8 protein-coding genes and 1 pseudogene are annotated in these 11,566 nt (G+C 71.4%); 6 read left to right on the forward strand and 3 right to left on the reverse strand.

Annotation, left to right across the window (positions count from 1 at the left end):
- Window positions 1-728: 728 nt before the first annotated feature.
- Entirely contained in the window at window positions 729-2,315 is a 1,587-nt protein-coding gene (locus LCH29_RS42150; RefSeq protein ID WP_446466971.1) for a recombinase family protein, read from the reverse strand.
- 28 nt (window positions 2,316-2,343) lie between these two features.
- Between LCH29_RS42150 and LCH29_RS42155 the strand changes: the two are divergent.
- Window positions 2,344-2,487: pseudogene (locus LCH29_RS42155) on the forward strand (exodeoxyribonuclease III); the annotation flags it as partial.
- On the opposite strand, the gene LCH29_RS42160 reads toward LCH29_RS42155, so the two are convergent.
- Window positions 2,481-3,230, reverse strand: a complete 750-nt coding sequence (locus LCH29_RS42160; protein ID WP_446466999.1) for a MerR family transcriptional regulator — start codon at window positions 3,228-3,230, stop codon at window positions 2,481-2,483. The pseudogene LCH29_RS42155 and the gene LCH29_RS42160 sit on opposite strands and share 7 nt — an antisense overlap.
- 195 nt (window positions 3,231-3,425) lie before the next feature.
- Here LCH29_RS42160 and LCH29_RS42165 point away from each other — a divergent pair, with 195 nt between their 5' ends.
- The 4 genes from LCH29_RS42165 to LCH29_RS42180 all read left to right on the forward strand — a co-directional run bounded on the left by LCH29_RS42165 (window position 3,426) and on the right by LCH29_RS42180 (window position 7,246).
- On the forward strand, window positions 3,426-4,952 hold the full coding sequence (locus LCH29_RS42165; RefSeq protein ID WP_446466972.1) for a flavin-containing monooxygenase: 1,527 nt from the start codon (window positions 3,426-3,428) through the stop codon (window positions 4,950-4,952).
- Window positions 4,949-5,959: an alpha/beta fold hydrolase gene (locus LCH29_RS42170; RefSeq protein WP_446466973.1), complete on the forward strand. Its 1,011-nt coding sequence runs from the start codon at window positions 4,949-4,951 to the stop codon at window positions 5,957-5,959. The genes LCH29_RS42165 and LCH29_RS42170 overlap by 4 nt, the downstream gene beginning before the upstream one ends.
- Complete coding sequence (locus LCH29_RS42175) at window positions 5,956-6,861, forward strand: SDR family oxidoreductase (protein WP_446466974.1); 906 nt, start codon at window positions 5,956-5,958, stop codon at window positions 6,859-6,861. The genes LCH29_RS42170 and LCH29_RS42175 overlap by 4 nt, the downstream gene beginning before the upstream one ends.
- Window positions 6,862-6,982: 121 nt before the next feature.
- Window positions 6,983-7,246 (forward strand): hypothetical protein, encoded by a 264-nt coding sequence (locus tag LCH29_RS42180; protein WP_446466975.1) that lies wholly within the window; start codon window positions 6,983-6,985, stop codon window positions 7,244-7,246.
- Window positions 7,247-7,349: 103 nt separating this feature from the next.
- On the opposite strand, the gene LCH29_RS42185 is transcribed toward LCH29_RS42180, so the two are convergent.
- Window positions 7,350-10,682, reverse strand: coding sequence for a S41 family peptidase (locus LCH29_RS42185; protein WP_446466976.1), 3,333 nt, complete (start codon window positions 10,680-10,682; stop codon window positions 7,350-7,352).
- 195 nt (window positions 10,683-10,877) lie between these two features.
- On the opposite strand from LCH29_RS42185, the gene LCH29_RS42190 reads away from it, so the two are divergent.
- The gene (locus LCH29_RS42190; RefSeq protein WP_446467000.1) at window positions 10,878-11,447 is read left to right on the forward strand and encodes a TetR/AcrR family transcriptional regulator; all 570 of its coding nucleotides are present in this window, start codon (window positions 10,878-10,880) and stop codon (window positions 11,445-11,447) included.
- Window positions 11,448-11,566: the final 119 nt, after the last annotated feature.

Genomic DNA, 11,566 nt, shown 5'->3' on the forward strand with positions numbered 1-11,566 from the left:
AGACTCGGACGGCCATTGGACGACGGATACATGTCCGCGAACATCGACGGCGGGAACAGTGTCTCCCGGTGCTCGGCCAGGAACGCGAACACGCTCCCGGCCGGGATCAACTCCCGGCAGGTCTCCCACACATCCGGCCCGACCATCTCCCCGGCCCATTCACCCTGCATGCCTACAAGACTGGCCCCGACCCTGCCGGGCCGGGGCCAAACCCCCAACATTTTCAGTGATCTTCCAGGCGGGCGCGTGCGGGGCCCGGCGGGGCGTCTGAGGCCCCCAGGCCGGGTGGGCACTGGAAGCCGTCAGGGAGGCGCGTACGGCGTCTGGGGGAGCGGCTGGCCGGAGGTCGGCGGAGCTGGCCGACGCGAGGTGCTGTTCTTGAATCGCTGGAGTGGAAACACCTACTTGGCTAAGCCCCAAGAACAGAAGCCATGTAGGAGTTATTTGTTAGGTGATTCATTCAAAAAATATAAGAACTATGCAGGTCAGGGCCATCTAAAGTCTGGAAGTCTGACACGCCAAAGGGCCCAGGGGCCTCCCTGCCGTAGGCGCCCCGCTCCGGCGCCAGGAGCCGTCCGCACTCCCGGGCCCAGCCGCACCGTGAACGCTTCTCAGCGGGCCGTAAGGCTCTGAGACGACTGAAGGGGGCCGACCCATCGGGCCGACCCCCAGTCACTCCTCCGCTGTCAGCGGTGGCGCCTTCTGGACGTTGTGGTGCTGTCGTCAGCTCAGGCGAAGCGGGACGCTCGCTCTTCCTCTTCCACGGCTTCCAGAGCCGCTGCGTATGGGTCCGCGTGCATACCGATCGTGAACGCCAGTCGCGCCGGGTCCGGTCCGTTCAGCCGTTCAGCCCCTCCGCCTGAACGGCCCTTCGCTACGGTCACGCGTGCGCCAGCGTCGAGGAGGAGCTGACGGCGGCCAGCAGCGTCATGCCGGGCCCAGAAGGAGGCGTAGGTCTCGCCTGTCTCCACGACCTCAGTCCGGACCTCCGTCCGGGGCGTTGCCTCCAGGGCCTCCGCGCGCCGTTCCAGGGCGTCGACCTCCTCTTGCCAGATCATGCGCCCGGTTCGGGACTTGCGACTTTCCTTGTCCGCGTAGAGGGCCCTCAGCTCCTCCTCCACCTCCCGAAGTTCCGGCGTAGGGTCGTACCCCTTGTGCGTGATGACCTTCGTCATCTGCATGCCGCCGATGCGGGCCAGAAGTTCCTCCTCCACGTACTTCTCCAGCCAGTCAGCGCGGATGCCAGCGGGGGAGGGGCAGCGGCCACCCCGGGCCGTCGCTCGGCAGTTGTAGTCGCTGCCTCCGGCCCGCTTCGACAGGTACAGGTTCCCGCCACAGCCACGGCACTTCGCGACGCCCAGGAGCACGGCCTGGGTGTCCTTGCGGGTCCGGTTCTTCTGAGGAGTCAGCGTGGAGAGGTGGTCCTGAAGGACGCCGAACTCTTCCCGCGTCAAGACAGGCTCTCCGATCAGGACCGGGTTTCCGTCGCGGTCCCGGACAGGCTTTCCCTGGTGGATGCGGTACCCCATCAGGGCAGAGGACCGGAGGACCTTCGACAAGGTGCCCGCAGTCCAGCGGAAGCGCTCGATCTTGTGGCCTCGCCTGGTCCCGCCTGGCTCACGGCCCGCCTTGATGGCCTGGTAATCCCTGGGTACGGGCACGCCGTCTTCGTTCAGCGCCATGGCTACGGCGGTCAGGGACTGGCCGTCCAGGACGTCCCGGATGATGCCGGACAGAACCTTCACTGCCTCCGGGTCGGGGGCCAGCTTGAAGCCTTCGCCGTCGGGATTCTTGATCTTCTCGTACCCGTACGGGACCAAGCCCCCGGAGTATCGGCCCTGCGTGCGGAGGGCAGCCTGCGCGCCTGTGACGCGCTCCTTGATGGCCAGGGCCTCCATCTGCGCACTGAAGGCCAGCATCATCATGATGAGCTCTGACACAGGCGACACGGTGCGCATGTCCAGTTCGAGCGGGGAGCCGCCGGGACCTTCAGCGAAGACCAAGAGCTTCCCGTGGTCCTTTGCCCAGCGGCCCAGCTCCGCCATGTCGGCCATCGAGCGGACGGCGCGGTCCATGCGCCACCAGATGATCATGTCGAAGTCGTCTGGGCGGGCCAGCCAGGCGCCCAGCTCCGGCCGGTTGAAGGGCGTCGTCTTCGTCGCTGAGACGTCCAGGTCCTCAGCTTCACCGACGATGACGGCTCCACGGCGGGCAGCCTCGTTGGAGTTGGCAGCGCGTTGACGGCTCGGTGACGTTGTCTCGTCAGTTCTGACAGACAGCCGGATGGCGCTTAACGCGCGAAGTTGGTTCGTCATGGTCGGGATCGTACTGAACTCTGTTTCGACCGGATGGCGCATCGACTACCAGATCGCCACCCCCGGGCTCGCCGGGCGGGCGCTGAAGGCGGTCGTGGAGCGGGCCCCGGCGTACGACCAGCGGTGGAGCGACCACGCCCCGGTGTCGGTCACCTACGGCGCCGCTCACTGATCCGGCGGCGGGCGCCCGGTGTCCTCGGCGCGCCCGCCCGACCGTTCCTCCAGACCGGTCCGCAGCCGGCGGTCCATGGCCATCGACAGCTCGGCGTCCACGACGCTCTTCGCGAGCGGACGCAGCCGCTCCACGGTCTCGCCGACCTCCTCGCCGCGCTCGCGGGCATCCGCCAGCACATGGTTGACGAGCAGTGTGGCGAAGGTCTCGGCGATGGCGTCCACATGCTCCCGGACCTCGCGCCCGGCCGCGAGGACGGCCGACAGCGGGATGCCCTGGCCGACCAGGACGCGCGAGGCGTCCAGCAGCCGTTGGCTGATGTGCACGATGTCGTCGCCGTCGACCGCGAGATAGCCGATGTCGAGTGAGACGGTGAGGTTCTCCGCGGTGGCCTCGTCGTCGAAGTAGTCGGCGAGCGCCTGCGGGGTGAGCCGGATCGGGGTCTCCTCGGACCAGGACGGAAGGCCGCCGTCCAGCCCCAGCAGCTCGCCGACGTCCCGCCCGCTCTCGAACGCGGCGATCAACTCGGCGATCCCGCCCAGGGTGTGGCCGCGCTCCAGCAGGGCGGTGATGGTCCGCAGCCGGGCCAGGTGGTGGTCGTTGTACCAGGCGATACGGCCCTCGCGGCGGGGTGGCGGGATCAGCTTGCGCTCCCGGTAGAAGCGCAGGGTGCGCACGGTGATCCCGGCCCTCTCGGCCAGCTCCGTCACGCGGTACTCGCGTACCCGGTCCGCTTCGCTCATCGCCACAGCAGCAGCCTATGTCGAGGGCGGTGGTGTGTGACCGCCGGTAACTCGGTTATCCACAGCCCCTACCGCTCGCCGGATCCCTGTCCTACGCTCCCATCGTGCCAGTGAACGCTGGCACGGTTCCGAGCCGTTCAGGCGGTTCTGGTAGGTCATGTGGTTCTGGCAGTTCGAGCGGCGGGAGGCGGCGGCATGGCGGCTGGGCTGGCGCGTGAGCACGTGCGGGTGGCGGTGATCGGCTCCGGATTCGGGGGCCTGGGCGCGGCGGTGAGGCTGCGCCGCGCGGGCATCACCGACTTCGTGGTCCTGGAGCGGGCCGGTGCGGTCGGCGGCACCTGGCGGGACAACAGCTATCCGGGCTGCGCCTGCGATGTCCCGTCCCATCTCTACTCCTTCTCCTTCGCGCCCAACCCCGACTGGCCGCGCGCCTTCTCCGGCCGACGGCACATCCGCGCCTATCTGGAGCGGATCGCCGACACCTTCGGGCTGCGCCCGCATCTGCGCTTCGACGCCGAGGTGCTCGCCCTGCGCTGGGACGGGGAGGCGCTGCACTGGGAGGTCGAGACCGCGCGGGGGCCGCTGACCGCCGATGTCGTGGTGAGCGCGACCGGCCCGCTCTCCGACCCCAAGATCCCGGACATCCCGGGGCTCGACGGCTTCCCCGGCAAGGTCTTCCACTCCGCGCGCTGGGACCACGGCTACGACCTGCGCGGCAAGCGGGTCGCGATGGTCGGCACCGGCGCCTCGGCCATCCAGATCGTGCCCGAGATCCAGAAAGAGGTGCGCAGGCTCACCCTCTTCCAGCGCACTCCTCCCTGGGTGCTGCCGCGCATGGACCGCCGGATCACCGACGCCGAGCGCTGGCTGCACAGCAGGCTCCCGGCCTCCGGGGCGCTGCGCCGCGGGCTGCTGTGGGGGATCCGGGAGTTGCAGGTCGGGGCGTTCACCAAGCGCCCGGCCGAACTGGGGCTCGTGGAGCGGCTGGCCGGGGCGCACATGCGGCGGGCCATCAAGGACCCGGTGCTCCAGTCCAGGCTGACCCCGCGCTATCGCATCGGCTGCAAGCGCATCCTGCTGTCCAACGACTACTACCCGGCGCTCGCCCGGCCGCATGTGGACGTGGTCGGCGGGCTCAAGGAGATCCGCGGCACCACGCTGGTCGGCTCCGACGGCACCGAGACCGAGGCCGACGCGATCATCTTCGGGACCGGCTTCCACGTCACCGACCTCCCCATCGCCCGGCGCGTGACCGGGGCCAAGGGCACCACGCTCGCGGAGGAGTGGAAGGGCGGCATGGAGGCGCTGCGCGGAACCACCGCGGCGGGCTTCCCCAACTTCCTGACGATCATCGGGCCCAACACCGGGCTCGGCAACAGCTCGATGATCCTCATGATCGAGGCCCAGCTCACCTATCTGACCGACTATCTGCGGCAGTTGGACGCCCTCGGCGGCAAGGTCGCCCTGGACGCCCGGCCGTCGGCGGTCCGCGCCTACAACGACATGATCCAGGAGAGGATGAAGCGCACGGTGTGGAACTCGGGCGGCTGCGACAGCTGGTATCTGGACGGCAACGGCCGCAACACGACCCTGTGGCCCGGCTCGACCGGCGAGTTCAAACGGGTCACCCGGCGCGTGCGGCTCGCGGAGTACCAGGTGCTGCGGCAGCGGACCGAAGCTGGTCAGGGCGCGGAGTCCGCCGCGGGGAGGGGATCGCGGTGAGGCGCACCCGTTACGCCACCTCCGGGCCGTACGCTCCGCCGACCCCGCCACGCGAGCTGACCGTCACCTCGGCGGACGGCGCCCGGCTGCACGCGGAGCTACACGGGGTCACCGACCCCGCCGCTCCCGCCGTCGTCCTGGCCCACGGCTGGACCTGCTCGACCGCCTTCTGGGCGCCGGTCGTGCGCGAACTGGTCGCCCGCCACCGGGTGATCGTGTACGACCAGCGCGGCCATGGCCGCAGCACCGCCCCCGGCCCCGGCGGCTACAGCACCGAGGCGCTCGCCGACGACCTGGAGGCGGTGCTGGAGCAGACCCTGGAGCCGGGCCGCCGGGCCGTGGTCGTGGGCCATTCCATGGGCGGGATGACGGTGATGGCCGCAGCGGGCCGCCCCGCGGTGCGCGAGCACGCCGCCGCCGTGGTGCTGTGCAGCACCGGCGCCTCCCGGCTGGTCGAGCGGGCCCGAGTGGTGCCGCTGCGCTCCGAGCGGCTGCGGGCGCGGGTCCACCGCGCGATCCTCGGCGCGCGCCTTCCCATGGGGCCGGTCACGCCGGTCAGCAAGCGGCTGCTGCGGTACGGGACGATGGGCCCGGGCTCCGCGCCCGCCATGGTGGAGGCGTGCGCGCGGATCGTCCACGCGTGCCCCCGCGCCGTGCGCGCCGGTTGGGCGCATGTCATGGGCGACCTCGATCTGGACGCCCGCATCGGCCTGCTGACCATGCCCGCCGCCGTCATCGTGGGCACCGCCGACCGGCTGACCCCGCCCGAGCAGGCCCATGCCATAGCGGCCGCGCTGCCGCAGTGCGACGGCCTCACCGAACTGCCCGGCCTCGGCCATATGACCCCCGTGGAGGATCCCGGGGCGGTGAGCGACGTGATCCGCCGCCTCGCCGCGGAGCACCTCGCCGCGGAGCCTGGGGGATCCCCGGGAGCCCCCAGGACGGATGCCAGGACCGACGACCTGACCGACGACGACCCCCACGCTGTCGAGGAGCGGACGACATGAGCGCGCGCAGAAATCTGGAGGGCCGGGTCGCGGTGGTGACCGGCGCGGCACGGGGAGTCGGCGAGCTGCTGGCCCGCAAACTGTCCGCGCGGGGCGCCAGGGTGGCGCTGGTGGGCCTGGAACCGGAGGAGCTGAAGCGGGTGTCGGGTCGGTTGCCCACCGACTCCGACCACTGGCACGCCGATGTCACCGACCCGGAGGCGATGGCCCGGGTCGCGGAGGACGTGGTGGCGCGCTTCGGCGCGGTGGACATCGTCTGCGCCAACGCCGGGGTGGCCACGGGCGGTCCGTTCCTGGAGACCGACGAGGCGGCCTGGCGGCGGGTCGTCGAGGTCAATCTGCTGGGCAGCGTCACCACGGCCCGCGCCTTTCTGCCCGCGCTGCTCGCCAGCCGTGGCCATCTGTTGCAGATCGCCTCGCTCGCCGCGATCGCGCCCGCGCCGATGATGACCGCGTACTGCGCGTCCAAGGCGGGGGTCGAGGCGTTCGCGCACTGTCTGCGCGCCGAGGTGGGCCACCGGGGCGTGACGGTGGGCGTGGGCTATCTCAGCTGGACCGACACGGACATGGTGCGCGGCGCCGACCGGGACGAGGTGATGCGGGAGTTGCGGGCGCGGATGCCGTGGCCCGCGGGGCGTACGTATCCGCTGGGTCCGGCCGTGGACCGGCTCGTCGCGGGGATAGAGCGCCGCTCGGCTCATGTGTACGGGCAGTGGTGGCTGCGCGGGATGCAGCCGGTGCGCGGCTATCTGCCCGCGCTGATCGGGGCGGTGGGGCGCCGTGAGATGCGTTGGGCCGAACCCCGGCTGGCGGCCACCCGCGGAGAGCGCGGCCATCTCCTGGGCGAGGGCGGCGCGGCGGACGAGCGGGCGCGTACCGCCCGTACGCAGCGTGACCGGTAACCCTCTGTCAACCACCCTGACCTGGGAATTTGATGGGTGAGGTCGATCGAAATGCGGAGTATGTCCCTGCGTGTAACTCTGGTCGGGCCCGATCCCTTTCACCCGATGAGGAGTGACGCAGATGGGGAAGGACGAGTTCAGCGAGAAGGCCCAGCAGGCCAAGCGCAAGGCGCAGGGTCAGCAGAGCCAGCAGACCCAGCGGGGTCAGCAGGGTCAGCGAGGCCAGCAGGGACAGCAGGCGCAGCGAGCCCAGCGGGGGCAGGAGTCGCGCCGCGAGCAGGACCGGCCGGAAAGCCGTGAGCAGGCCGAGCGCATGGGCCGGGAGCGCCGTCAGCAGGGCATGGGCGACGAGATGCGGGACCAGGAGCCGTTCGAAGAGATGTGAGTCGTCTCGTAGGACGGGCCCATTGACGGGTCCGCGAAGAGTGTGCGCGAGGGGGCGCATCCGTCAGGGGATGCGCCCCCGGCACGCAGGTCGGTTCACCTGCTCAACCGTCGCCCCGCGGGGGGAGCTTCGGGCGCCGTCGGTCCGGCACCTGGCCGTAGCCCGGCGGGACCGCGGACGGATGCCGCTCCAGCAGCTCCAGCGCCGTCCGCACGGCCACCCCCAGCTGTGGATAGCGGCCCTCCGCCCAGTCCAGCGGTGAACGGGGCGCCGGAATGTCCGGCTCCACGCCATGGTTCTCGACCCCCCACCCATAGGCGTCGAACCAGGCGGCGTTCATCGGCACCGTGATCGCCGAACCGTCGCCGAGCGGATGGCGGCCGGTCATGCCGACCACGCCGCCCCAGGTGCGCAGCCCCACCACCGGGCCGATGCCCTGGATCTTGAAGGCCGCGGTGATCATGTCGCCGTCGGAGGAAGTCGCCTCGTCCGCGACCGCGACGATCGGTCCGCGCGGCGCGTTGCTGGTGTACGACACCGGCTGGGCGTTGCGCGTGAGGTCCCAGCCCATCACGGTGCGGGTCAGCTTCTCGACCACCAGCTCGCTGATGTTGCCGCCCGCGTTCCCCCGGACGTCCACGATCAGCGCGGGGAACGACACCTCCCGGCGCAGATCCCGGTTGAACTGCGCCCAGCCGGAGCCGCCCATGTCCGGGATGTGCAGATAGCCGCACCGTCCGTCGCTCAACTCCCGTACCACCGACCGTCGCCGGGCCACCCAGTCCTGGTAGCGCAGCGGCCGCTCGTCGATCAGCGGGACGACCGCGACCCGGCGCGGCGGGCCCTCGCCGTCCGGGGAGGCGAAGGTCAGCTCGACCGTGGTGCCGCCCGCGGCGGTCAGCAGCGGTGAGGGACCGGCCACCGGATCCACCGGGCGGCCGTCGACATGGGTGAGCCGGGCGCCTTCGCGGATGCCGGAGCCCGCGAGCGGCGAGCGCGCCCGGGAATCGGAGGACTCGCCGGGCAGGATGCGGGAGATCTGCCAGCCCCCGTCCTCGGTGCGCGTGAAGTCGGCGCCGAGCAGCCCGATGGGGCGCTGGTAGTGGGCCGGGCCCTCGTTGCGGCGCGCGGCGCTCACGTACGCGTGCGAGGTGCCCAGCTCGCCCAGGACCTCGCGCAGCAGATCGGCGAACTCGTCGGGGGAGGCGACCCGTTCGACCAGCGGCCGGTACTGGTCGAGCACCCCGTCCCAGTCGACGCCGCACATGCCCGGCTCCCAGAAGTAGGCGCGGGTGATGCGGCCCGCCTCCTCGTACGCCTGCCGCCACTCGGCCGCGGGGTCCACGGTGTGCTGGATGCGCCGCATGTCGATCTGGACCGTGGAGTCGCTGTCGCCCGACTCGGTGGCGGGCACCGCCCGCAGGTCGTTGTCGTCGACGACGACCAGCCGGGAGCCGTCGCCGCTGACCCGGAACCAGTCCAGTTCACTGGTGAGTTCGGTGCGTTTGGCCTTGGCCAGGTCGAAGTGTTCGAGGGTGGGGCTGTCGGAGGTGTCGGCCGGGTTGGCGAACGTCTCGCCGAGCGCACCGGAGATCGGCCAGCGCAGCCACACCAGGCCGCCGCCGCTGACCGGCCACAGCGAGGAGTACTTGGAGGCGGCCACCGGGAAGACGGTGACCCGGCTGGGCAGCCCCTCCACCTCGACGGTCACGGTGCCGTCGCCGTCCGAGCCCCCGGCGTCGTCGTCCGGGTCGAGCCCGCCCGCCGCCGGTCGGCCCTCGGGGGAGAGCGCGAAGGGCGAGGGCGTGGCGGAGGACAGCGGTACGAGGTAGGGGCGGCAGCCGAGCGGGAAGGACAGGTCGCCGGTGTGCACGTCGTAGACGGGGTCGAAGCCGCGCCAGGACAGGAAGGCGAGATAGCGACCGTCGCTGGTGAAGACCGGTTCCTCGTCCTCGAAGCGCCCGGTGGTCACGTCCACTATGGTCCGGTCGGCCAGCCTCGCGATCTTGATGGAGCGCAGGGTGCGCCCGATGCCGGGATGGGACCAGGCCAGCCAGGCGGAGTCGGGGGAGAAGGCGAGGTCGGCGACCGGGCCGTTGAGCGACCGGACCAGCTCGGTGACCTCGCCGTCCCCGTCCGCGGAGGTGTCCACGAGCAGCAGCCGCCCGTCGTTCGCGGCGACGGCGAGCCGGTCGCCGTCGGGCGAGGGTTCCAGCTCGTGCACCCGGCCCAGCCGCCCCGCGGCCAGCCGCCGGGGCTCGCCCGTCTCGCTCGCCCGCGGCAGATAGGCGATCTCGATCGCGTCCTCGCCCTCGGCGTCCGTCACATAGGCGACCCGCCCGCTGGAGCCCAGGATCTCGGGCATCCGCACCCGGACGCCGGGGTCGTCGGCCAGGGTGCGGGCGGGGCCGTCGCGGTGAGTGAGCCAGTACAGGCTGCCGCGTACGCACACGGCGCTGGCCCGGCCGGTGGCGTCCACGGACAGCGAGTCGACATGGGAGGCGGCCGGGACCTGGTAGGGCCGCCGCCCGGCCCGCGCCCCGCCGAGCCGCACCCGCAGCCGGCGCGGTTCGGCGTCCGGGCCGAGGTCGTCCACCAGCCACAGCTCCCCGGCGCACTGGTAGACGACGCGGCTGCCGTCGGTCGAGGCGTGGCGGGCGTAGAAGTCGTCGTGATCGGTGTGGCGGCGCAGATCGGTGCCGTCGGGCAGGCAGGAGTAGAGGTTGCCGACGCCCTCGTGGTCGGAGAGGAAGGCGATCCGCCCGCCGACGGCCATGACCGAGTCCAGGTGGCCGTCCAGTTCGGGCAGCAGCCGGGTGCCGCCCAGCCACAGCCGACCGGTCGCGCCGCCCCGGTAGCGCTTCCAGGTGGCGGGCTCGTGCGGCGGCTTGCCGGTGAGCAGCAGGGTGTGCCGCTCCCGATCCTGAGCGCCGTCCTGATCGACGCCGGGGATCCGGTCGGTGACGGCGATGTCGGCCACCGGGCCCCAGGGCAGCCGGCTGCCGGGGCTGCCGTCGGTGGGCAGGCTGTAGGCCCAGGAGAAGTGGGAGAACGGCTGGCCGTGCGAGGACACGGCGAGGATGTGGGAGACGCCGTCCCGGTCGGGTGGCGTCCAGCCGCAGACCCGGGCGTCCTCGCTGCCCCAGTAGGTCAGCCGCCGGGTGGGGCCGCCGTCGACGGGGGCGAGGTGGATCTCGGGGTCGAGGCTGCGCCAGTTCGTGTACGCGATGTGGGAGCCGTCGGGGGAGAACCGGGGGTGGCCCACCCGGGTCCGGTCCACGGTCAGTCGCCACGCCCGCCCGGGCGGCTCGCCACGGGCGGTCAGGGGGGCGACCCAGAGATCGTCCTCGGCGGCGAAGCACAGCAAGTCGCCGTGCAGATGCGGAAATCGCAGATACGCGTGGTCGGTGTCGCTCGTTTCCCTCACCTCATCCATGCTTTCGGCCCCGGTCCGGCAAAGCAACTCCAATCTGTGATGCACGCCACGAGCGAAACGACACGGTTTCGCTGAAAGGGTGGTCGGTGCGGTCGTATGCTTGAACGAGTACGAAACCGTTTCGTTCGAAAGGGGGATGCCATGCCGACGGTCCAGCCCGCCGACCAGCCGGTCGAGGACCGGCCCGCGACCCGGGTGCGCCGCAGTCGGCTGTCCCCCGAGCGGGAGGGTGAGCTGTACGAGGCCGTGGTCGAGCTGCTCGGGGAGGTCGGTTACGACGCGCTGACCATGGACGCCGTCGCCGCGCGTACGCACTCCAGCAAGGCCACGCTCTACCGCCAGTGGAAGAGCAAACCGCAGCTGGTGGCCTCCGCGCTGCGGCACACCAAGCCCGTTTCGCTCGAGGACATCGACACCGGATCGCTGCGCGGCGACCTGCACGAGATCGTGCGGTCCACCGACAGCTGCCGGGAGCGTGACGCGGCCCTGATGAGGGGGCTGGCCCAGGCCATCCACACCCATCCGGACCTCCACCAGGCCCTCCGGGAGCTGCTGATCTTTCCCGAGGTGGCCGCGCTCGACGCACTGCTGCGGCGTGCCGTCGACCGGGGGGAAGTGGCTCCGGACCGACCCGCCCTGGGTTACGTCGTGCACATGATGTGCGGCGCCCTCATCGCCCGGTCGCTGATCGACGGCGAAGAGCCGGACCTCGCCTTCCTCAGCCACTACATCGACGCCGTGGTTCTCCCCGCCCTCGGCCTCTGAACCTCCCCACCCCGCGGAACCCACCCCGCACAACCTCATATACGAGCCCAGCCGGCGCGCCGCTCTCGTCGCCGGTCAGGTCGCGCACACCTGCAAGCAGTGACACCGACTCGACGGGA

This window comes from Streptomyces sp. BRA346 (assembly GCF_052851135.1).